The following is a 21996-nucleotide window of genomic DNA, read 5'->3' on the forward strand; positions in this document are numbered from 1 at the left end:
CAATGACCAGTTACCAGCCCTTAAATTATCTTTATTTTTACTCACTTACTTAGTTGATAAATTAATGCTTGTAATTGGCTTAATCAGCGGTACTTCAGTTGATGGCATTGATGCTGCTTTAGTTGATATTTCTGGTACAGGTACCGAGCTCAAAGTCGAGTTCTTAGCAGGAGAAACTTATCCGTATCCTGCTGATTTAAGAAAAAAAATCCTCGCCGTCTGTGCGGGAGAAGCCATATCAATGGCACAATTAGCAGAATTAGACGACGCGATCGCCCAAACTTTTGCTCAAGCAGCACAACAGTTGCAAATCAATCATCCTTCCGTAGAACTCATTGGTTCGCACGGTCAAACCGTTTATCATCGACCACCGAAGAGAAGAGGTGAAGGCTTTTTTGCGCTAGGCTATAGTCTGCAACTAGGACGCGGTGCTGTCATTGCCGAATTAACTCGAATTCCCACAGTGAGTAACTTTCGCGCAGGTGATATTGCTGCTAAAGGTCATGGTGCGCCTTTAGTTCCCCGTGTCGATGCGTATCTTCTAAGTCATCCCCACGAGGCGCGTTGCGTGCAAAATATTGGCGGAATTGGTAACGTTGCTTATTTACCGCCGCGGTCGCATCCCGACTGGTTGGAAAAAGTGCGCGGTTGGGATACAGGACCTGGAAATTCGCTGTTAGATTTGGCAGTACAGCATTTTACAGATGGTACTCAGACTTACGATGCTAACGGTGATTGGGCAGCTAGTGGCACTCCTTGTCATACATTAGTAGAAAAATGGCTCAGTCAAGACTACTTTCAAATTCCACCACCAAAATCGACAGGAAGGGAACTATTCGGCTGGGACTATTTACAAGATTGTCTAGCTGACACAACAGCACTGAATTTAAGCGCCGCTGATACTTTAGCAACTCTCACCGAATTAACCGCTGTCTCAATCGTCCACAGTTATCAAACATTTCTACCACAGTTACCTGGTTGCGTATTACTATGCGGTGGCGGTAGTCAAAATCTCTATCTCAAACGCCGATTACAAGAATTGTTAGCACCAATTCCGGTACAAACGACAGACGAAGTTGGGCTAAGTGCCAATTTTAAAGAAGCGATCGCCTTTGCTGTTCTTGCATACTGGAGAATGCTCAACCTCCCTGGTAACTTACCGCAAGCAACTGGTGCAACGCAACCAGTACTCCTCGGTGAAGTGCATTTACCAATATAAAAAGAGTCAAGGGTGCAGAGAACACTCACCACTATTCACTTGCTCCTGGTCACTATCGCCTAGTCAAGTACCAAACCCTGCTAACTTCTCAGTATAATCCCGCTTGGAAATTCATCGCGACCAAGGTTAAAGTTTGTCTTGTAATTGGTCTGTGTAGTGCTTTTCAGTTATTGTTGGTTGGCTAAATTATCAATCCAACCCGTACTTAGATGTTCTTGATTACACAGCCAATACTGGCTGGTACCATGAAACCCTATCACTGGTCGATTTAACTTCGTATGACAGATCCCAACATTGGTCGCTTAATTGCTCAGCGGTATCAACTTCAAGAACTCATTGGAACAGGAGCGATGGGTCAAGTTTATCTCGCCAATGACCTATTGTTGGGTGGTGTACCTGTTGCCATTAAATTTCTAGCGCTTTCGATTCAAAACAACAAAATTAGAGTGCAAGAACGGTTTGAACGCGAAGCTAAAACTTGCGCGCTTCTTGGTCAAAAAAGTATTCACATTGTGCGTGTCATGGACTACGGCGTAGACGAAAATCGAACTCCGTATTACGTTATGGAATACTTGCAAGGAGAAAGCCTTAGTGACATCGTTCGACTACAACCACTGACTTTGACAAGATTTCTGAGTTTTGCACGTCAACTCTGCTTAGGACTGCAAGCAGCGCATGATGGTATTCCGGTTGATGGAGAACTTTGCCCAATTATTCACCGCGATATCAAACCTAGCAATGTTTTAGTCACGCCCAACCCTAGTTTTGGGGAGTTAGTCAAGATCCTCGATTTTGGGATTGCAAAACTACTTCAATCAGATAGTTCTCAAACCAACTACTACTTGGGAACATGGGCGTATTCCTCCCCTGAACAAATTGAGGGGAAAGAACTCGATAATCGCTCAGACATCTATAGTTTGGGCGTGATGATGTTCGAGATGTTGACAGGTAAGATGCCTATACAAGCAAATACTAACTCTTTTGGCGGCTGGTACAAGGCACATCATTTTCATCCACCACGTTCCTTTAGCGAAACTATTCCGCAATTGGAGTTACCACAGGAGTTAGAAAATTTAGTGATGCGCTGTTTGGCTAAAAACCCCAGCGATCGCCCCCAAAATATTAGTGAGATGCTGCAAACGATTACATCTCTAGAACAACACGCTCCAGTAAACCTTAGACCCCAGGAGCGAGATACTGATAATATAGCTTCTTTACACGCCAATGCTACTAGTACGCTTGAGAAGTATTCAATTACTGCTGCGGGTATTGATGAATCACCTTCTTGGCCAAAAAATAAACCAATCGCGGATATTGTTTTTCCGCATCCGATTCGCGTGCAAAATCAACTAACACCTACTTTATGGGTAATGCTACCAAAACACGAGATCGAAAAACGGCTACAAGGTACGCGTTACAATCAATTTTTATTTCTCAATGCTCCACATCCAATGATTTTATGGGTTACTGTTTTACATAACCGCGAACATACTCCGAAATGGCTACCTTACTACATAGACTTAAAATCTTCTCAAGGTATAGAATTAGCAAAACTCTTACTCGAATTTGGATACTATAAAATCCTACTGTTTACCCGCGAATGTCCGCAACGTGCTTTTGCTTGTCTGCAAGCTGAGATTGCACCTGCACAACGCCAACTCTTACAACAGTGGATCGCTATGAGTCACACTATAGTTTCTACAGCCTCTCCGCAGCTAAGTCGCGGTCTTCTGAAAAAAGAGCTAGAGAAAATTAAGCCACAAGTAATGATGAAGTTAGCAGCAGTTTACAATAGTTGATTAGTTGCTTGTGCATTATTATCAAGCGCTCATGAGTTGCGAGTTGATCGACCAATTTCAAAAATCATTACACAAAAACTTTTTGGAACGCTGAACGCTTTTTCGTATAGTAAACATTTTGATGCCAGTTGTATCTCCAGGAAAACTTCTACCCGTAACTACTTTCCTTGGTGATGCGTTTTTGAGACTAAAGTTTACTTAAAGCCAGTTTGAAGTGAAAACTAAAGGATTGTATCTATAAATATAGCTTTTTATCGCGTATAACGAGTTTTTTCTAGCTTTGTGTATTCTCTTTAGAATATATATTTTTTTGCAAGGCTTTCTCTTGTCTTGGCTTAAGTTAACTTTGTCAAGCTCAGATAGTGGTTTTAGAAGTTTTCACATTGTTATTTGTTCGGAGTTGACGCCCCAACACCCCCAGTTCTTTTCCCTGCTGGAACCGAGCAAGAGATGGAGGTCGCCTACTGCGACATTAAGGTAGTACGAATTAAGCCCAGCTACCTCCTTCTAGTCCCCAGTGATGCTTTAGCAGTTGCTTGTAGGTTGCTTCGCGCATCACCATTTGCTGATAGAGCTTCACTAAGAAGTCTTTGGCTTGCTCGTGGCTCATGTTTTGTACTTGTGTTTCAAAGGAGCGGATACTGAACTGTTGTTCTAAAGAAAGTTCGATTGGCTGATCCATAGCTAACTCCAAACAAGATAATCAAGGTATTGGTTGATCTATCTAACTAAAGTAGGAGTAAATGTTGTACTCTCTACATTTAGATTCATTTTTACAAAATATAACAAATAGTTGACAAGTTGCACATACTCCTCGATGAGTAGTTATTCTAATCAAAAGAAATAACCTTAACCTCGGTGGATTCCAGGAAGGCTCCAGTTATTTTTATCAAGTTACAAAAAGTAAAAATGCTCAAACTGAACAAATAATAAGTATATATACCTAAAAATATTTTGGGTTTGAGGACAAAAATTATTAGTTATATTGATAATTGCCCAAAGATGGTCATCCTCAGGAGCCTTCAGGAGCGCAGATATCTAACGAAAACTCTTACTCAAGTTCGACGATTGCTACGGTGATATTATCATGACCACCGCTTGCCAGTGCAGCTTTCACTAAGGCAGCAGCAGCTTTCTCGATTGGGGGGTTGGATTGCAGCTGAAAAGCAATTTGTTCGTCAGAGAGTTCTTCAGTCAGTCCGTCAGAGCAGAGTAGCAAGCGATCGCCACTTTGAACGGCGAGCGTTTGTAGATCGACTTGGTCTAACTCCTCGCGACCCAAACAGCGCGAGAGGATGTGTCTCCAGGGATGAACGCGGGCTTCTTCAGGCGTAATATCGCCTTGGTGTAAAGCCATGTTGACCCAGGTATGATCTGCGGTAACTTGTTGTAATGTTGAGTCACGAAACAGATACAAGCGGGAGTCCCCAACGTGCGCGATTGTTGGTTGTTGGTTGCGAAAAACAACTGCGACAGCGGTTGTTCCCATATCACTGCATTGCGGCTGTCGTTTTTGTTCTCGGACGATTGTGAGATTAGCCTGCTTGAAAGCATTGTCTAATAAGTCTTTTGTTGCAAGATCGCTCTTCCAATGCTGCAACAGATAGTCGCGAATGACGTGTATTGCAATCCGACTTGCCTCTTCGCCGCCAGTATGACCGCCCATACCGTCAGCGACAATAAAAAATCGCCCTTCCGGATCGATGTAGTAAGCATCCTGATTCGAGAAGCGTACCAACCCTGGGTTACTAAGACCCGTGAAGCGCAGTTTCATAGTTGCCTGAGAAAATATCAATACATTCGGTCGTATCGGTCAAGGCGCATGAGCAGTCGTATAAGCGCTACCCCTACTACTGCAGCGATCGCTGCTGCAACAATTGCCAACCATATATAATGATTGACGAATAATAGCGTAGCGGACAGGGTAAAAGCACTGATCATTATCGCGTAGTTTGTTCCTAGTTGCAGGCTACTGTGCCGACGTAATAGCCGCTCGGTTTCGATTGAACGTACGCGCACGCGAATATCACCCCGCTCTAGCTTTTCTAGTGTATCCTCTAAACGTCTTGGCAGTCCAAAGGCCGTGCTACCCACCTGTGCTGCTTGGCGACCTAACTCGTTCAAGAAGCTATTACCTTCAATACCGTTGCCGTTTGTCATAAGATCCATTGCAAAAGGTTTAGCAACTTCCATAAAATTAAATTCTGGATCTAAGCCCTTACCAACACCCTCTAGCGTCGAGAAAGCCCGCATCACAAACGTAAAAGTTGCAGGAAAGCGGAAGGGCTGACCGTAAGCAATTTCGTATAGATCGTCACTAATTGCCGCCACTGATTGATTTTCAAATGGCTTATCCATAAAGTGATCCAGCATATACTGAATTGAGCGCCGTACAGGTCCCATATCATCGGTGGGTACCAACGCTCCTAACGCAACTAAAGAGTCGATAACTTGTTGCGCATCTTTTTGGGCGATACCAAACAGCGTCTTCATGAGTTGTTCGCGGACGCTCGTTTTAATCTGACCCATCATGCCAAAATCGTAGAAGATCAGCGCTCCCTCTGGACTGACCGCAATGTTACCTGGGTGGGGATCGGCATGAAAGAAACCATCATTGAGTAGCTGTTGTAAATAAGCCTCAGCACCTTGACGTGCTACCAATTTTCTGTCAATTCCTGCTGCTTCTAGCGCTTCATAGTGGCTAATCTTAATTCCAGGTACGTATTCTAAAGTCAGTACTCTAGAAGATGTATAGCGCCAGTAGACTCTGGGAACTTTTACCCAATCGTAAGCGCGAAAATTGCGCCGAAAAGTATCTGCATTCCGCCCTTCGTTGATATATTCAATTTCTTCCCATAAAATGCGGCAGCACTCTTCATAAATTCCTATCCAGTCGCGACCGCGTCCCCATTTAGGATGATTTTGGAAGTATTGCGTAATTCCTCGGAGAATTTTTAAATCAATTTCAAAAAGCTTACGCAATCCTGGGCGTTGTACCTTAACAACAACAATTTCGCCTGAATGCAGTTGTGCTTTATGAACTTGACCTAAGCTGGCGGCGGCGATGGGAATTGGTTCAAAACTTGTGAAGAGCTCAGGAATTTTTTTGCCGAGTTCTTGCTCAATGATTGTTTCTACTTGCGCATAACTAAAAGCGGGTACTTTATCTTGGAGTTTGGCAAGTTCTTCAACGTATTCACTCGGAAATAGATCGGCTCGCGTCGAAAATAACTGCCCTACTTTAATAAAAGTTGGTCCTAAGTCTAATAGTTTATTGCGAATCCAAATAGCCTGTCGTTTGCGTCGCGCACTGCGCTTAGCATCAGTAACGCCGCCTGCATAACTCCACGATTTGTTGTTGTACCAAAAACCAGCCAGCAATCGAATGACAAACAGCCAGATGTCAACAAAACGGCGTTTGCTTGAGTAATTTTCCCGATTCCAACGGTAGGACTTTTCTTTATAGCCCGTCTCCAGATTATTGGTATACCGTAGGGTTTTCACAGAGTTAGCAGGAAGAACAGACACTCAATGTTCCTAAGTTTGTTTGCTAGAAATTCTTCAAACTTTTACAGGGAATTTTTAGTCAGGTTATGACTGCGATCGCCTGAGTTGCGCTTCTACCCTGCGAAAGCTACAACTTTACGAATTTTAGGTGCTTGTGCCAGAATTACTGCGATAGCGCTGTATTTCTGTCCGTAACAAAGCAATTTCAGCGCGAAGATCGTCGATCATTGCTTGTGTATCGACAGGTTGCGTATTTGGCGTAACAACTGTTGTCCCTCTACCCCTAGAGGTCATTTCCATTTCCATTTCCCGATTTGCCCGTTCCATGACTTCATCCGAAAATTGGCGCATTTGCTCTCGGAGTTCAGCATCGAGTTTACCTAGTTCGCTGAGCGCGTCGGTTAGGGCATTTTCTAGCTGCTCATTGAAGATTTCAGCAACAGCTCTGCCAACAAAAAAAGCTTTTACAAAAGGATTACTCATAAATATTTGTTTACATGCCTCCGCAAAAATTATAACTTGCTTGTTTGCTCTGCTGCTGTTGGTATTATTGGTTTGCGATTTTTGTGGAAGTGAAGATCCTCTGAGTATTGACCAAGAAGCAATAAGTTTAGCTTATTTTTTTATTGCGGGTAGCGGTTTTGAACAAACGCGATCGCCCACTGACGACGTTCTTCAGGATTTGCATTGCGCTCAATCGCACCATCGAGCGTCGCGGCTAATAAATCATCTAAAATGACGCGGTATATTGGTCCTGGTTTGTAACCTAAAGCTTTTAGGTCATTTCCATTTAAGGGTGGTTCAACCATTCTCCAGAAGTTGAAATATTGCCAAATTAAACGTCTAACTCTTTGATTGGTACGAATGGCGATTAAAATTAGCGTTGGTATGTCATAACAACGAAGTAACTGTACAATTTGACTTGGTTGCTGATAGGAAGGTAATAATTGTTCAATTTTGGTTTGTACCTCACTTAATGCTCCGAGACGTTTGATACTATCCTCAGAAAGCTGTAAATGCGTGGCAACCTGCGCGCGATATTCTGGTGAGAGGTACGCGACGATCGCTTCGAGTCGCAATAGCCAATGATGTAAGTTTTGTTGCCAGTCAAGTTTTTGTTGCAAACAGCGTTCTAACAAACGCAGTTGTCGCCATAATTCGCGATCGAGTTCTAAAGTTGGGTGAATGCACTTGAGTGCGCCTAAATCGGAAAGTAGCTTTAATGCCCGCTGCCAATAAGGTGCTTCTAAAATATACTTCAGTTCGCCTTTGAGCCGCGCAGACAGTGCAGGAGTTTTATTGCCTTGAAGGCGGTTATAGATACCACTAGCGATGCAGTAGCGAATATAGCTTTCGGTTTCGGGTTCAATCGTAAAATCTAGCCGTACTGCAAACCTCACCGCCCGGTAAATCCGCGTGGGATCTTCAATAAAACTATTGGCGTGCAGAACGCGAATTTGCTTGGCTTGTAGATCGAGAAAACCACCAAAGAAATCTAATAACTCTCCGGCGCGCGGCGATGTCAGTCGAATTGCTAAAGCATTAATTGTAAAGTCTCGCCGATACAAATCTTGGCGAATTGAACTTGCTTCCACCTCAGGGTTAGCTGCGGGGTAGGGATAAAATTCGGTTCTTGCGGTGGCAATATCTACCCATAAAGAATCAAAAACTGGGTCTTTGTGCCATAAAAGTGCTGCAGTTTGAAACGCGCCGTGAACTTCTAAACGAGCATTGGGATAGATTTGCTGTAATTCTCGTGCAAGTTGGACGCCTGCACCGTTACCATTGTTGGCAACAGGACCATCTACGACTAAGTCAAGATCGGTTAGAAGTGCGGAATTATCTTGGAAAGAGCTTTTATCTGAGCCATACTTGTCATGTCGAAAGTATGTCAACAGCAAGTCGCGGACAGCACCACCAACAAGATATAAATGCCAACCTCGTTGTTCAGCGTGAGTCGCCGCTTTGATGAGTAATTCCCAAAGTTGCGGGGCTAAGCGATCGCGTAAAAGTTGATATGCACCTTGTCGATAGTTGGGTAAAATACTATCTCTAGTTGTTTGTTCTCGGCTGGTTTCTTCTTGATGAATTTCGCGCAGTACGTCGGTACGCGTTACAATTCCCACTAATTCATTGCTATCTAAAACGGGAAGACGTCCAATATCGTATGTCACCATAAGTGACTCGATTTCGGGTAGTGTTGTTGTTGGGGTAATTGTTTTAAGATTTGTTTTCATGTATCCCTTGACGGGTGCATGACTAAAGCCATGATGCAGCGCAATATCAAGATCGCGGCGGGAAACAATACCGACAAGTTGACCTTCAGAATCGGCAACGCATAAGCCCGAATGACCATAGCGTAAAAGAATCCGCTGTGCTTCGCCAATCGTTGTTTCAGGTCGAATTGTGCGCACGGGTGAAGACATTAAATCGCGGGCAATCGGTGGTGTAGGAGTTTGTTTTTTCAGCCTGTTTAAGATTGCCGTTAAGGTTTGCTTAGCATCGACACCACGCAGCGAAATGGATGCTGCTTGCGAATGTCCGCCACCACCAAATTCTTGAAAGACTTGATTGAGGTTTGTTCCTGGAATTCGCGATCGCCCGATAATTGTCAACCGTTCGTCGTCTAAAGAATGCTGTGCGGCTAAAATTAGCGCATCGCTTTCGGTAATTTCCATTAACTGCGAAGCCAAGCTAGATAAACCCATGACATAACCTGAGGTTTCTAGCAGTACCCAAGCTATGTTGTAGCCGCTGATAATTTCGGTTTGCAGATTGGCTAAAGCTGTTGTGAGTAATTCTTGTAACTCTGGTGATAATCCTGGGTCGATATAATCGCGAATGACACGTAAATTTGCCCCTTGCTCCATCAACCACGATAAGGCGATCGCATCGCGGGCGGTTGCTTGGGCAAAGGTAAGCGAACCGGTATCAACATGAATTCCTAATGCCATCACTGTGGCTTCAATTGAGTTAAGGCTAATGTTTTGTTGCTGCAGTTCTTCGACGACTAAAGTTGTTGCTGCGCCAACAGAGGCAATTCGAGTTTGCGTTGCGGGAATATCTGTCGCAACATCTACGTGATGATCGTATACGCAAATCGCTTCTAATTGCGGTAAATCTAACCACTCGGCTGCTTTACCCAAGCGATCGCGCTTTTGTGTATCTACTACCACTAAAGAACGAATTTGTTCGGGATGAACCGCACGGCGTTCGATTAAGGGATACTCGTCGCGATGTAACGCCAAAAAATCACGCACCGCTGGATGGCTACCACCTGTTAGGACGATTTTTGCCCCAGGAAGCAACCGCGCAACGCCGACAGCTGCACCTAGCGCATCAAAATCTGCTGTTGTATGACACAAAATTAAATCCATGTTTTTATAGCAGGGGTCAAAGGTCAGCGGTCAAAGGTTAGGGAAAGAAGAATTATGAGCATTTACAATGTCCTAACCGTATTGACCATTGCTATGAATTCAAACAGCGAGGCTACGATCTTATTGTCCTACTTGCCGCTTGTCTTAAGTTCGTTACCTAAAGCGATCGCCCGATCTGGATCTGATAGCGTACAAATAAGGAATAATCAAAAGTATAGTCAGCTTTACGCTCAACAATTTTGTCCACCTTGTTGCTGTTTTGGGAGAAGCACCAATGCTCACAATTTTATTTCAAATTGCTTTAGTTGCTCTGGTGATCGTGTCGTTTGCTATGCTCATTGGCGTTCCTGTTGCGTATGCTACGCCGCAGAACTGGGTTGAATCCAAAAGGCTACTGTGGATAGGTTCGATTACTTGGATTGCTCTCGTCTTTTTAGTCGGCGCGCTAAACTTTCTCGTTGTTTAGAATATTGCGACAAGACTCTACTAGCAATATCAAGATACACTAGTACTCTATGGGGGCAATGACTATATTGCCCCTATGTTGTCAAAGTAGCGCTGCATGAAGATGAAGCAGTGATTTCATTAAGACATCAACATATGAGATTTTGATTTATAGTTATGGCAGTTTTTGAGGGTACTTTTGCGCAAACTGAGCCATTACGCTTGGCAATAGTTATTGGGCGATTCAACGATCTAATTACAAATAAGTTACTGGAGGGATGCCAGGATTGCTTAAAACGTCATGGTGTTGATATCAATCCGCATGGTAACCAAGTAGATTATGTCTGGGTTCCAGGAAGTTTTGAAGTTCCAGTCGTTGCGCATCAACTCGCGCAATCACGACGTTACGACGCGATCATTTGCTTGGGGGCTGTGATTCGCGGGCAAACTCCGCATTTCGATTATGTTGCGGGTGAAGTTGCGAAAGGTATTGCTGCCGCTGGCTTTCAAACTGGAGTGCCTGTTGTTTTTGGCATTTTGACGGCAGACAATATGCAGCAAGCATTAGAAAGGGCAGGCATCAAAAGTAATAAAGGCTGGGATTACGCGATGAATGCTTTGGAAATGGGTAATTTGATGCGTCAACTACACTCGCGACTCGAAGTCGAATCGTATCGAGATCCACAACTCCCTGTAGCCCTCAAAAGCGCGCAAGCCTCAGATGTTTCAGTTGCTCCCGAAGCAATGGGTTAAACATATTCCCTCGCAATGGGGGTTGACAAATCATGATTAAATTGCAATGATAAAAATTGCACAAGTTTTGCGGGTATAGCTCAGTGGTAGAGCGTCACCTTGCCAAGGTGAATGTCGCGCGTTCGAATCGCGTTACCCGCTTTTATAAAGATTCAATACGGTATCTATTGTAAGATGCGGGCAAAAACTCATAGGATAGATCGTAGAGTTGTCCGTGAAACTATGCGTAAGGATGGGTAAAGTAAAAATAGAAAAATAGATCCAACCAATAAATATAGTTGGTCATCTTGGATTAGATTTAGATACACTCGTGGAATAGCTACTTTTTGCTTCTACTAGTCGCTGTGCAAGCTCAAAAGGGAAAAAAAATTGATCTCAGTTCAGACTATCCGTGTCCGTGTCGCAGACGCGGGCGTTTAGTCCCGATTACCTTGACAGAAGCATTCGGGTGCGATCGCTGTCAGCAACTATTTGTCGTGGAAGATAAAGGTTACTTGTTAGAGCAACTTTCGACAACTTATCCATACAAACGGGCGTGGCGCTGGATGGGCGGTCGTTGGGTTGTTGCTCAACCACGCTTCGGACAGACCTACTTACCGATAGCTTTGGGCATTATTTTAGTGTTACTCGTGGTTTGGTTGCCTTTGGCGCTGAGGTCGAACAATACAAACACAAATATTCTCGTTTGGGCAATGGTCGCAGTACTATTAGCTGTATTACCAGCGCTAATGGTATGGCTTACTTATAGACGTTGATATAAATGATTGATGCTTTTGATATAGCCCCTGATGCGATCGCCGTTGCAAGCCGCGCCTATCAAGCTTCCTTAACACTAGGTACTACCAAAGGAACTGAACGAAGTAGCGCTGTACTGGCCATGGCAAAAGCACTACAGCATTCATTTGATGACATTCTGGAAGCAAATACGCTGGATTTGGAAGCTAGCCGCGAAATGGCAGTTCCCGATTTAATTTTAGATTGGCTAAAACTAACGCCGAAACGTTTGCAAGCCGCAGTAGAAATTTTAGAACGCCTCGCAGAATTATCCGATCCAATTCGGCGCGTGCGCAATGCTGACTATCAATTACTAGACTCGCAAACGTACTGCCAACTCGTACCTTTGGGAGTTATTGCGTTGATATATGAGGCATTTCCTGAGTTAGCAGCGATCGCAGCAGGATTGTGCATCAAAACAGGTAATAGCTTAATCTTGAAAGGCGGTAGCGAAGCGAGTAATTCTAATGCAGCAATTGTCAATGCTTTACAACTAGCGCTAGAAGAAACAGGTTTACCTCACGGATGTCTGGATTTATTACCAGTCGACCGCGGTGGCATTATCCGCGATTTGGTTACTCAAGATCAGTATTTGAATCTTGTGATTCCCTACGGGCGTCCTAGCTTGGTACAACAAGTTACTAAAGTCGCGACTGCTCCAGTCTTGCGTTCGGCAATGGGTAATTGTTACCTTTACTGGTCAGCGTCAGGAAGTCTGGATATGACGCGCACCATTATTATAGACAGCCATCAAAGCGAACCCGATCCAGTTAATGCGATCGAGAAAGTCCTCGTTCATCGTGCGAGTAAGCCTTCGTATTTAGTTAGCCTCTGGAACAACTTGCAAGAAAAAGGTTTCAAGATCAAAGGCGATGCAGAGTTAGTTGCAGCATTTCCAGAGTTACAGCTCGCAGCGGAATCGGAATGGGCGTGTCCTTACTTGGATCGAACCGTGGCATTTAAAGTTGTCGATCGCTTGGAAGAAGCGATCGCATGGATTAATCGATATAGCAGTGGTCACGCCGACTGCATTGTCACCGAATCTTACCAAGAAAGTCGCCACTTTGCCTTAGGAGTAAATAGCGCCTCAACGTACATTAATGCTTCTCCACGCTTTTCGCGTAATCCCGCGCAAGGCGATGCTGTATTTTTGGGTATGTCAAATCAAAAAGGACAAAGACGAGGTTTTATTAGCTTAGAAACGCTAACAACCGTCAAGCACATTGTTCAAGGTAATGGCAAGTTTTGATTGAGTTCCTTTAGGGAAGTTGTTGAGAGTACATCACCATCATAAATATTGTGACGCCTAATCCGCAGATTAGCAGTAGTAGAGAACCCCAACTGGCTGAATGCTCTGTCATTTGTTGCCATATTCGATTACGGGTTGCCATAAGACTGTCCTCTATATCCCTGTAATTTTTAATTTATCGCTAAGGAATCGGTAATCTTTAATGAGAAAAGAAAATTAACAGTACGGGGATCAAAGAGATATCAGAGGTTAGAAAAAACCAATTAATGCGATTTAGGGGGAAATTTAACTGCGACAAATCAGCCTTCTGGATTAGGGGATTCAGGGGGACTTCAAATTCAGAAACTTTCGAGAGTAGAGAGCTAAGCCAGCCCTTAGGGATTTTCCTCATTCTAAGAACTGGGGTGCGTTGGGGGACAGTTTAAACAACTATAAATCCGTTTTCAGATAAATTCAGCTTACCTGCTTCGACAAGTTGCATTACCGCGATCGAGGAGTGACTTGACGCTGATTTAGATCGGCAATACCATAACCACGCAGATATACAGCGCGATCGCCTTCAACAATTCCTAACGCTAAGCCTGGGTCTGCAATGGCTGCATTTCCGATTGCCCATATTGATCGAGCGCTTCTGAGGTTTCGGTTTGTGAAGATGAAGCGGGTTGACTAGCAGCACTTACTGCCGTCAGGCACCTTACCCAAAGCGTAAGACAGATAATACTTAACTATTGTTCAGGTTTTGTCATTCAGCTTTACTAAAGCAATATAACGACAATGACTCTACCTGTGTCATTGAAGTGGCTCCTCTGTCTTAAGGTAAAATCTCGCTTACCTCAAGAAAGACCTTAAGACTTGTTTCATTGAATCTTAAATACTGGGGTATAAGCTTCAAAAACTGCTTATACCAACTATCTGGGAAGTTGCACTTAATATGAAGATGTACTCCTAACCACCGAGAGAGCTAACAACGTCAACTGTGATGCTTTTCAGCACTTTGTCTGGTTCGCGTCGCGACTCATGGAGCGTCTTACATGAGTCCCAAGCTAAGGCTTGCTTGAGGTGTTGCCAAAGCTCAATTGGATTAAGTTCAGAACTGTGAACCACCTGAAAAATGGGTATGACATTAGCCGGAAATAGCACAGATGCAGATTTGTGGAAGCTGCCATTATCTATCTGCACAAGGTTAAGTGGGTCTAGAAACGTTTAAAAGGTTCTCGCTCATCCTGGCATTTTACGCCCCAGGCGCAGGGAATTCACTCGCAGAGATTGAACTAATCTGCCCCATAGAGCAAAATTTTCGCGTGAAAGCATATTTATTCTTTGGTGAGAAATCGTCGTTTTCAATCGTTGGTTCATCAAGCTTGTCTGGAAGATGCAGACTTTGACATAGCCGCCACGTTGGTCGCTAGTCAAGGGAACACTGGCAGAGACCGCGACCTGTCTGGAATTAATTACCCATCAGCGCCTGGGCGAGCCCAATGTATAGCGGTATTCCCAAGGCGATCGCAACTGGCGTGCCAACGGCTGTGGAAGCACCTACGTAGGCTGAGGGATTTGCTGACGGGATACCGGCTCGTAAAGTAGGCGGACCTGAGATGTCTGAACTGGAGCAGGCAATGACGGCTAGGATCGCGACGCCACCAAGGCTGAATCCCGTGGCAAAGTGGGCAATCATACCGAAACCAAAGGCTATGAGCCCATGTAGCAGCGGCGCCACCACAGCATATACAGCGTACCAGTGGGCGACCTTGCGCAACTCGCTAAGCCTTGCCGTGGCCTCCATACCCATTACCAGCATCAGTATCGAAAGCAGTCCGCGGAAGAGGGGTTCGTAGAAGCTTTCAAAGACACTTTCCGGTCTGGTTAACAAGCCCAAAGCGAGACCAAGGAGCAGTGCCGACAGCGCAGAACCCTGGAGGCTTTCCTTCACAATAGGCCATATCTTGACCTGCTTACTTGTGATGCCGCGCGGCTTGCTGGGATACTCACATACGATACCGCGTGGCTCACTAGGATACTTACCTACGGTACCGCGCGGCTCACTGGGATACTCGCCTGCGATAACGGGCTGCATGCTGAGATATTCCTGCTTGCTGAGATACTCTTCTTTGATAGCGCGCCGCTTACTAAGATAAACGCTGGCCAAGACGATCGCAGTTACAAGTGCAGGGATGTCCATGAAGGGATAGAGTGCGGCGGCCCAAGCCTCGTATTCGATGCCTTGCTCTTGCAGTAGAGATAGGGCGGCGGCGAGGGTAGAGCCACTCACGGCACCGAACAAGCCCGCAGTCGCGATGGCATCCACGGTTTTGACGTTCGGTAGCTTAGCCAACGTGTAGCGCCCGATAAACACGATAAGAACCCCCATGACCATGGCAAACACCGCAGGCAACAGCATCTCCGCCAGATTAGCATTGCGGATCGCAATGCCACCTTGCAGGCCGACTTTTACAAGCAGCATGAAGACGACAAACTGATAGATCGCATCTGGAACTTGCAGTCGGCTATTAACGGCGGCAACGACCATACCACCAATCAGAAAGCCGAGTGTCGGGGACTGTAACTGCGCCAGGAAGCGCATCAAGAAATCGGACAAGAAATCCACGAATACCTCCTTCCACCTCCTCTAACGAGGAACGATTATTGTAATTAAGTGAGCTTTAAAGAGTTGAAGAAAGTAAGGGTGAAGCGCTTCATCCCTACTGTACAGGTGTTAAGCGAGAACCTACCGACAGGATATTCAGAGAGGGCTGCTCTTTGAATAAAGCTGGAAGGTGATGGTTATCCCGCACTACCCTCCATAGATGCCTGGCTATCAATAACTAAATCTTTATGGGTTTAAGTCTATCCTGAAATGCACAGATTTTTAATATGGATTTGGAACGCAATTTCAAATCTGTGTCATAAGTTTTCCTTTTAATTGACAGTTTTCGATATATCCTTGGTTAATGAAAATTGCGATCGCATTCTCAATGCCTCATCTCGTTCATAGCTCAGGTTGCCGATATTTCGGGGCTGCAATGTTTGAACCAGTTTGAACCAACTAAATTGGCTCGCTCTGTACAGCATGCCTGTGACTGAGGTGAACGCCCTGACGAATTTGTTAAAGTTTATCCTGGCTCAATTTGCGGGGAATTGGACTAGCTCCATCCTACCTGTCCAGTCGAACTTGTCAGAGCGCCTGTTGGTTTTCACCAGAGGATAGTATGGGAAAGATAAAGACTGGGTATGGATGGCTGCCCAATATTGTGGGCGACGAGCCCCCCTTGGCGCTGTCGCAGCGAATGCAAAGAGAACTCTCGTACCGCTTGCTGCCGACTACTAAAACATCTGCGCCGTTGTTGGATGGTGAATCGAAGTTTGATTACTCTATCAGTGGACGGTACTGCAAACGGCAGAGCACTCATCTCTAGCGCTTCTTGCAATCTGATGTTGAATGGCGGTCATAACGCCAAAAGGATTTTTTATAAAATGCTTCCGCTAATTTGAGTCAATCTTTTTCAACAGAGGGCAGTGGATTCGCCGCTCTTTGACATAAACTTAAAGACATGGTTCAAAACAACACCATAGAGTCTTGCCTTAAATTGTCGCAACAGAACGCATCAAGAGGTAACCCACATGACCCAGCAAGCCAGCAAACTTGTCATCGTCACGGAAAAGGTGCTGCTAAAACAGATCGCCAAGATTATCGACGAAGCCGGGGCTACCGGTTATACGGTGGTGGCCGCTGGCGGTAAAGGCAGTCGCAACGTGCGCTCGTCGGGACAACCCACCGTTTCCGATACCTATGCGAATATCAAGATCGAGGTGCTCACCGCCAATCGGGATATAGCCTTAAAGATTTCAGACGAGGTCGCAGCGCAGTTTTTCGGCGATTATTCGGGCATCGCCTATCTCTGCGACGCGGAGGTACTGCACGCGCACAAGTTCTGACTCAAAACTCCTTAGTGGTGCAGAAAACTCTGTCGTTTGCGATCAATGGTCTCTAAGACAGATAAAACTTAACTATTGTTTGGGTTTTGTTATTCAGCTTCACTAAAGCAACAAAAGACAAATACCTCACCTATAGTATTGAAGTGACTCCTCAGTCTTAGAGTAGAATCTTGCCCACCTCATAAAGAACCTTAAGGCTTGTTTCACCAATAACCTTAAGGTCGTTTCATCTTAAATACTGAAGAATAAGCTTCAAAAACTGCTTAGCTGTATGACAATTTTTTCACAACTTATGAGGGTTGGAAACTAAATATAGCAATCGATGGGAAGGTAAGACATTCTAAAAGCTCAAAAACCTTCTCCTGGTTAGCTTTTAGCCCTGACCTCTGCTATAGCAGTAGTTTTGTGCTTAACTTCGATCTTTGACCTTTGAGTATTAGTTTAAGGATTCTTTTGGTGCTAACTTGACTTTAGTTGCCAGTCCCAAGGTTTGTAGCAATTGAATTGTCATCCACGTAAGGTCAATTTCCCACCACTGCAAGCCGTGACGGGCAGAGTATTGAAACGCATGATGGTTGTTGTGCCAACCTTCGCCGTAGGTAACTAAAGCAACCCACCAACAATTTTTTGAGTTATCGTTTGATTCGTAGGTACTATAACCAAAAATATGGCTAGCACTATTCACAAACCAAGTGCAGTGCCAAACTAGAACGAGACGGACAAAAATTCCCCAAACGACGAAAGACCAGCCACCGATGAAGAACAGTAGAAGTCCTAGGGCAAACTGGATAGGAATAAAATATTTATTAAAAAATTGATACACTGGGTCATCCGCAATGTCTTTGATGTAGCGGGGAATTTCAGATTCTACGGGGGTGTGAAACAACATCCAACCTATATGGCTCCACCAAAAGCCTTGGTTAGAATCGTGGGGATCTAGCTTTTGATCCGAATACAAGTGATGTAGTCGATGTAGTCCCACCCAGTCAAACACTCCTCCTTGGCAAGCAAGCGTACCGCAGAAGACAAAAAAATACTCCAACCATTTGGGAGTTTGAAAGCTGCGGTGGGTTACCAAGCGATGAAATCCTAGTGTAATTCCTAACCCACCGGTGATCCAATGGAGTAATAAAGCTAAACCTAAGGCACTCCAATTAAAATTGCTAGGTAGTAAGGCAAACGCAGCGCCGATGTGAACAAAGGCAATAAAAATGATAAACGCCCAATTCAGGGAAGGTTTGGTTGAGTTGGCAATGGTCATGCAATTATCTCGTATAGGTCAGCTTAATTTCGGCAATAATAAACACCGCGTAGAAAATTAAAGTATGAGGTGTTAATGAATAGCGCTGAACAGCTACAAGCAGCCGAACAGGCACTATCTCCGATTTTTTCTGGAATTGACGCTGCAGTCAAGCAAAATTTACAACGCGTGCTGAGAGCATTTCGCAATCAGCGTGTTGGAACACACCATTTTGCTTCGGTGAGTGGTTATGGTCACGACGACTTAGGACGTGATGTTTTAGACCGCGTTTTTGCAGAAGTCATGCAAGCCGAAGCTGCAGCAGTACGGGTGCAATTTGTTTCAGGAACTCATGCGATCGCTTGTGCGTTATATGGTGTCCTCCGTCCTGGAGACGAAATGTTAGCCGTTGTGGGTTCCCCGTATGACACGTTAGAAGAAGTCATTGGATTGCGTTCTCCTGGTCAAGGTTCCCTTCTTGAGTTTGGCATCCGTTACCGCGAATTATCTCTAACCGATGAGGGAACTATCGATTGGAACAGGTTAGAAAACGCCATTAAAGATGATACCCGTTTGGTGTTAATTCAGCGATCGTGTGGTTATTCTTGGCGTGCTAGTTTAGCGATCGCCGAAATTGAAAAAATTATCCGCATTGTTAAACAGCAAAATCCCGACACGGTTTGCTTTGTTGATAACTGCTACGGTGAGTTTATTGAAGATCGCGAACCAACCGCTGTTGGTGCAGATTTAATTGCGGGTTCGTTGATTAAAAACCCTGGGGGTACAATTGTCACTGCTGGCGGTTATGTTGCTGGAAAAGCCGAATTGGTAGAAGCAGCAGCTTGTCGCTTAACAGCGCCAGGAATTGGCACTGCTGGAGGAGCAACGTTCGATCAAAATCGTCTGTTGTATCAAGGGTTGTTTCTTGCGCCGCAAATGGTGGGAGAAGCAATGAAAGGCAATCACCTGACGGCGTATGTCTTCGATCAGTTGGGGTATCCTGTGAATCCTGCACCGTTTGCACCCCGCCGCGATGTGATTCAAGCAATTAAGTTAGGTTCGCCGCAAAAGTTGATTGCGTTTTGCCGGGCAATTCAACAAAATTCCCCTGTTGGTTCTTATCTCGATCCGGTTCCTGCAGCAATGCACGGTTATGAAAGCCAGTTGGTAATGGCGGGTGGGACGTTTATTGATGGCAGTACGTCGGAATTTTCAGCGGATGGTCCATTACGAGAACCATATATCGTCTTTTGTCAAGGGGGGACGCATTGGACGCATGTAGCGATCGCGCTTGAAGCGGCGATTGAGGCAGTGCAGGCGGTTGACTAGTAGAGAATTCTTCATTTTGTAGGATTAAGGTGGTGATGACATAATTATTGAGACTAACGAACCACATTGGCGTAGCCTTCCCGCAGGGTAGGCACAAAGGTTGTCCAGAATTAATAATTACTAGAATTACAAAAGTACTTGATTAGGTTTTGTGTTGTGAATAAAGCTATAAAAGTGCCAACGGAGGTTTCTTTTAAAGAGGCGATTGATTTAACTCAGTTATTGCTGGAACAAGCTGATGCTAGGCAATTGCCAGAATCGGAAGTTAAAGCGGTTGTCTCTGATTTGGTGAGAACGCAAAACGGTGCTAGAGGTTTTTTTGTTACTTATTTGACGTCTGATTCACCAGTAGTCGATCGCTTAATGCATTCAGTTGTTGAAGCTTTGCGATCGCATCCTGAAACTGTTGCAGAATTGTTGGTGAAAAATGTGGCAATGTCCGCAGCCCAAGCTATTTACCATCAACGCAATCAAGCTGAGGAAATGGTACAAAGTTCTTTACGAGTTCAACAGCGTACGCAAAAGTTAATTCAATTACTTAATCTTACTGCTGTAACTCAATACGCTCAGGACTTATTAAACACTGCCACAAGTGGAGAAGGTAGCTACAAGGATTTTCTCAATCGCTGGGGCTACGATACTGAACAAAGACAAGTTATTTGCCAAGCACTACAACAAGTCTTATCTCACGCTGGTTAAGTCGCGTCGTCAATTTCACTCCATAATTTACGATTTCTAGCTGCATTAAGGAATCAGTTTTCAGAGTTTCCACATATCCAAAAACAGCAGATTCATTGGAAATGTTCTGACCTCCGACCCCTAGCAAATTCAACTAGCCGCTGAATCCGACTAAGAATACCGCGATCGCACCAGCGACTGCCAAGATTGAAAGTACCAATCCAGCATTGGGACTGCCTTTAAAGGAATAGTTTTTGTCTTTCATAGAAGTACCTACGTGTTAAGCTTCTATAGATATTGTTACATTTAGTAACTGATTTTTCATAAATGATAACAAACTAAATAGTAACTAGACGCCTCCTGCGCCAGGGTTAAGCTGAATGAGTACCCAAGTGAGATATGTACCAATTGGTCCCCAAAGCATGTAGGGTAAAAGTAGCCAAGACGCGGTTGTTGATATCTTACGGACAGAAATCGCCACAACATAAGCTAATATTGTTGCTAATCCACCGAAGATCAGCCCGCCAACGAGGCTGCGGAGTTCAACAACAACAGGGCTATAGAGTGTAGTTAAAAGAGCGATCGCAATATACAAGCCCATGAATAGCCACGGGCGATCGCGTCTTTGACGGCGAGATTGTTCCCAGACTAGAATTGCTGAGATTGTCCCACAAATCCAAACCACTGCCCAAATTAAGGGAATTAATGATTCAAAGGTTAACCATCCAGGGCGAGTTAAGTTTTGAAACCAAGGGTCTTGCAGTGAAGTTAGTAGATTTCCTCCAAAAAAAATAGCTACGGAAACGGCAAGTATTATCCATCTAGCTTTCATAGTTATTAGTAATTGATAATTGGTAATTGGTATAGTTCGATCTTATCTATTACCTAATTACTCGATTGATTTTTGTTGATAAGCTATTTAACCATAGCTTTAGCAAAAGTTATAATGTGTTGATTTGGTAGAGATTCGTTGGTGTTTTGCCATTGCAATCCGATCAATGCCATTTCTTTTTTTACTTGATTTAGAGTCATTTTATGTAATCCCTTAATTGGAATAAAAGGATTTTCTTTGCGGTATTCAACTAAGACGACTCTTCCCCCAGGTTTGAGTGCTTTTGTAATACCTTGCATAACTTCATATGGGAAGGAAAATTCATGATAGGCATCTACCATTAGAGCTAAATCAATGCTATTCTCAGGCAAGTTAGGATTAGTAACAGTGCCTAAGATGGTTTCAACATTGGTAAGTCCTGTCTCTTTTTTCAGAAACTCAATAATATCCAACATTTCTGGCTGAATATCGACAGCTAGTACTTTTCCCTGGAGGAGCTTTTGAGCTATCCGAAAGCTAAAGTAACCTGTACCCGCACCAATATCGGCGACCACATCTGTAGGTTGCAGATTCAGTGCATCTAATACTTTTTGTGGTTGTTCTTCTCTTTCTCGACTTGGGCGTTCTAGCCATAGTGCTTCAGTATGTCCCATAACTTTCGCAATTTCACGCCCTTGATAAAATTTGCCGATACCATCAGGGCTATGTATGGTGCGATACTGGTAAGTTGAGTGATTATCTACAGATGAAGTTGCAGCGATTGGCGTGCAACTTATCAAAACTGTGCAACATATAAATACAAGCAGTTGTAATAGTTTCTGTTTGAGTTGGTTCCAAAGCATAATTTCAGAAATATTAGCGA

The 21996-nt window shown here is 44.3% G+C and carries 20 protein-coding genes and 1 tRNA gene; 10 read left to right on the forward strand and 11 right to left on the reverse strand.

What is annotated here, in order from left to right:
- Positions 1-64: 64 nt before the first annotated feature.
- Together B1A85_RS15200 and B1A85_RS15205 are read left to right on the forward strand one after the other, a co-directional pair.
- A complete protein-coding gene (locus B1A85_RS15200) occupies positions 65-1219 on the forward strand; it encodes an anhydro-N-acetylmuramic acid kinase (protein ID WP_104547799.1) in 1155 nt (384 codons plus the stop codon).
- A gap of 278 nt (positions 1220-1497) precedes the next feature.
- Positions 1498-3018 (forward strand): serine/threonine-protein kinase, encoded by a 1521-nt coding sequence (locus B1A85_RS15205; protein WP_104547750.1) that lies wholly within the window; start codon positions 1498-1500, stop codon positions 3016-3018.
- Between the two features lie 487 nt (positions 3019-3505).
- Here the strand turns inward: B1A85_RS15205 and B1A85_RS15210 are convergent, their stop codons facing one another.
- The 5 genes from B1A85_RS15210 to B1A85_RS15230 all read right to left on the reverse strand — a co-directional run bounded on the left by B1A85_RS15210 (position 3506) and on the right by B1A85_RS15230 (position 9902).
- The gene (locus B1A85_RS15210; protein WP_015186531.1) at positions 3506-3700 is read right to left on the reverse strand and encodes an NblA/ycf18 family protein; all 195 of its coding nucleotides are present in this window, start codon (positions 3698-3700) and stop codon (positions 3506-3508) included.
- Between the two features lie 369 nt (positions 3701-4069).
- Positions 4070-4792, reverse strand: a complete 723-nt coding sequence (locus B1A85_RS15215; protein ID WP_104547751.1) for a Stp1/IreP family PP2C-type Ser/Thr phosphatase — start codon at positions 4790-4792, stop codon at positions 4070-4072.
- A gap of 17 nt (positions 4793-4809) precedes the next feature.
- Entirely contained in the window at positions 4810-6546 is a 1737-nt protein-coding gene (locus B1A85_RS15220; protein ID WP_104547752.1) for an AarF/ABC1/UbiB kinase family protein, read from the reverse strand.
- Between the two features lie 123 nt (positions 6547-6669).
- On the reverse strand, positions 6670-7008 hold the full coding sequence (locus tag B1A85_RS15225) for a DUF6825 family protein (RefSeq protein WP_104547753.1): 339 nt from the start codon (positions 7006-7008) through the stop codon (positions 6670-6672).
- 140 nt (positions 7009-7148) lie between these two features.
- On the reverse strand, positions 7149-9902 hold the full coding sequence (locus B1A85_RS15230) for a CBS domain-containing protein (RefSeq protein WP_104547754.1): 2754 nt from the start codon (positions 9900-9902) through the stop codon (positions 7149-7151).
- A gap of 274 nt (positions 9903-10176) precedes the next feature.
- Here B1A85_RS15230 and psbZ point away from each other — a divergent pair, with 274 nt between their 5' ends.
- From psbZ to B1A85_RS15255, 5 genes are all read left to right on the forward strand, one after another.
- On the forward strand, positions 10177-10368 hold the full coding sequence (gene psbZ / locus B1A85_RS15235) for a photosystem II reaction center protein PsbZ (protein ID WP_104547755.1): 192 nt from the start codon (positions 10177-10179) through the stop codon (positions 10366-10368).
- A gap of 155 nt (positions 10369-10523) precedes the next feature.
- The gene (gene ribH, locus B1A85_RS15240) at positions 10524-11099 is read left to right on the forward strand and encodes a 6,7-dimethyl-8-ribityllumazine synthase (RefSeq protein WP_104547756.1); all 576 of its coding nucleotides are present in this window, start codon (positions 10524-10526) and stop codon (positions 11097-11099) included.
- A gap of 69 nt (positions 11100-11168) precedes the next feature.
- Positions 11169-11240: transfer RNA gene (locus B1A85_RS15245), tRNA-Gly, on the forward strand.
- Between the two features lie 203 nt (positions 11241-11443).
- Positions 11444-11854: a hypothetical protein gene (locus B1A85_RS15250; RefSeq protein WP_104547757.1), complete on the forward strand. Its 411-nt coding sequence runs from the start codon at positions 11444-11446 to the stop codon at positions 11852-11854.
- Between the two features lie 5 nt (positions 11855-11859).
- Positions 11860-13122 carry a glutamate-5-semialdehyde dehydrogenase gene (locus B1A85_RS15255; protein WP_104547758.1) on the forward strand — a complete coding sequence of 421 codons (1263 nt, stop codon included), beginning with the start codon at positions 11860-11862 and terminating at the stop codon, positions 13120-13122.
- Between the two features lie 10 nt (positions 13123-13132).
- Here the strand turns inward: B1A85_RS15255 and B1A85_RS25640 are convergent, their stop codons facing one another.
- The 3 genes from B1A85_RS25640 to B1A85_RS15260 all read right to left on the reverse strand — a co-directional run bounded on the left by B1A85_RS25640 (position 13133) and on the right by B1A85_RS15260 (position 15727).
- Complete coding sequence (locus tag B1A85_RS25640) at positions 13133-13264, reverse strand: hypothetical protein (protein ID WP_256387464.1); 132 nt, start codon at positions 13262-13264, stop codon at positions 13133-13135.
- A gap of 803 nt (positions 13265-14067) precedes the next feature.
- Positions 14068-14301, reverse strand: coding sequence for a hypothetical protein (locus tag B1A85_RS23655; RefSeq protein ID WP_146087187.1), 234 nt, complete (start codon positions 14299-14301; stop codon positions 14068-14070).
- 268 nt (positions 14302-14569) lie between these two features.
- Positions 14570-15727 carry a sodium-dependent bicarbonate transport family permease gene (locus tag B1A85_RS15260; RefSeq protein WP_104547759.1) on the reverse strand — a complete coding sequence of 386 codons (1158 nt, stop codon included), beginning with the start codon at positions 15725-15727 and terminating at the stop codon, positions 14570-14572.
- Positions 15728-16740: 1013 nt separating this feature from the next.
- On the opposite strand from B1A85_RS15260, the gene B1A85_RS15265 reads away from it, so the two are divergent.
- Entirely contained in the window at positions 16741-17055 is a 315-nt protein-coding gene (locus B1A85_RS15265; protein WP_104547760.1) for a P-II family nitrogen regulator, read from the forward strand.
- A gap of 436 nt (positions 17056-17491) precedes the next feature.
- Here the strand turns inward: B1A85_RS15265 and B1A85_RS15270 are convergent, their stop codons facing one another.
- Positions 17492-18316 (reverse strand): acyl-CoA desaturase, encoded by an 825-nt coding sequence (locus B1A85_RS15270; protein ID WP_104547761.1) that lies wholly within the window; start codon positions 18314-18316, stop codon positions 17492-17494.
- Positions 18317-18391: 75 nt separating this feature from the next.
- On the opposite strand from B1A85_RS15270, the gene B1A85_RS15275 reads away from it, so the two are divergent.
- Positions 18392-19624: a methionine gamma-lyase family protein gene (locus B1A85_RS15275; protein ID WP_104547762.1), complete on the forward strand. Its 1233-nt coding sequence runs from the start codon at positions 18392-18394 to the stop codon at positions 19622-19624.
- A gap of 156 nt (positions 19625-19780) precedes the next feature.
- Positions 19781-20323, forward strand: a complete 543-nt coding sequence (locus B1A85_RS15280; RefSeq protein WP_104547763.1) for a hypothetical protein — start codon at positions 19781-19783, stop codon at positions 20321-20323.
- A 328-nt stretch (positions 20324-20651) separates the two neighbouring features.
- On the opposite strand, the gene B1A85_RS15285 is transcribed toward B1A85_RS15280, so the two are convergent.
- Positions 20652-21134 (reverse strand): TspO/MBR family protein, encoded by a 483-nt coding sequence (locus B1A85_RS15285; RefSeq protein ID WP_104547764.1) that lies wholly within the window; start codon positions 21132-21134, stop codon positions 20652-20654.
- Positions 21135-21217: 83 nt separating this feature from the next.
- Positions 21218-21976 carry a class I SAM-dependent methyltransferase gene (locus tag B1A85_RS15290; RefSeq protein WP_104547765.1) on the reverse strand — a complete coding sequence of 253 codons (759 nt, stop codon included), beginning with the start codon at positions 21974-21976 and terminating at the stop codon, positions 21218-21220.
- Between the last annotated feature and the right edge of the window lie 20 nt (positions 21977-21996).

This window comes from Chroococcidiopsis sp. TS-821 (genome assembly GCF_002939305.1).
Classification (GTDB): domain Bacteria; phylum Cyanobacteriota; class Cyanobacteriia; order Cyanobacteriales; family Chroococcidiopsidaceae; genus Chroogloeocystis.

What these genes read in the sequence shown, in the direction of transcription:
- B1A85_RS15200 (WP_104547799.1), top strand. Translation starts at nt 65, where the DNA reads ATGCTTGTAATTGGCTTAATCAGCGGTACTTCAGTTGATGGCATTGAT.
- B1A85_RS15205 (WP_104547750.1), top strand. Translation starts at nt 1,498, where the DNA reads ATGACAGATCCCAACATTGGTCGCTTAATTGCTCAGCGGTATCAACTT.
- B1A85_RS15210 (WP_015186531.1), bottom strand. Translation starts at nt 3,700, where the DNA reads ATGGATCAGCCAATCGAACTTTCTTTAGAACAACAGTTCAGTATCCGC.
- B1A85_RS15215 (WP_104547751.1), bottom strand. Translation starts at nt 4,792, where the DNA reads ATGAAACTGCGCTTCACGGGTCTTAGTAACCCAGGGTTGGTACGCTTC.
- B1A85_RS15225 (WP_104547753.1), bottom strand. Translation starts at nt 7,008, where the DNA reads ATGAGTAATCCTTTTGTAAAAGCTTTTTTTGTTGGCAGAGCTGTTGCT.
- B1A85_RS15230 (WP_104547754.1), bottom strand. Translation starts at nt 9,902, where the DNA reads ATGGATTTAATTTTGTGTCATACAACAGCAGATTTTGATGCGCTAGGT.
- psbZ (WP_104547755.1), top strand. Translation starts at nt 10,177, where the DNA reads ATGCTCACAATTTTATTTCAAATTGCTTTAGTTGCTCTGGTGATCGTG.
- ribH (WP_104547756.1), top strand. Translation starts at nt 10,524, where the DNA reads ATGGCAGTTTTTGAGGGTACTTTTGCGCAAACTGAGCCATTACGCTTG.
- B1A85_RS15255 (WP_104547758.1), top strand. Translation starts at nt 11,860, where the DNA reads ATGATTGATGCTTTTGATATAGCCCCTGATGCGATCGCCGTTGCAAGC.
- B1A85_RS25640 (WP_256387464.1), bottom strand. Translation starts at nt 13,264, where the DNA reads ATGGCAACCCGTAATCGAATATGGCAACAAATGACAGAGCATTCAGCC.
- B1A85_RS15265 (WP_104547760.1), top strand. Translation starts at nt 16,741, where the DNA reads ATGACCCAGCAAGCCAGCAAACTTGTCATCGTCACGGAAAAGGTGCTG.
- B1A85_RS15270 (WP_104547761.1), bottom strand. Translation starts at nt 18,316, where the DNA reads ATGACCATTGCCAACTCAACCAAACCTTCCCTGAATTGGGCGTTTATC.
- B1A85_RS15275 (WP_104547762.1), top strand. Translation starts at nt 18,392, where the DNA reads ATGAATAGCGCTGAACAGCTACAAGCAGCCGAACAGGCACTATCTCCG.
- B1A85_RS15285 (WP_104547764.1), bottom strand. Translation starts at nt 21,134, where the DNA reads ATGAAAGCTAGATGGATAATACTTGCCGTTTCCGTAGCTATTTTTTTT.
- B1A85_RS15290 (WP_104547765.1), bottom strand. Translation starts at nt 21,976, where the DNA reads ATGCTTTGGAACCAACTCAAACAGAAACTATTACAACTGCTTGTATTT.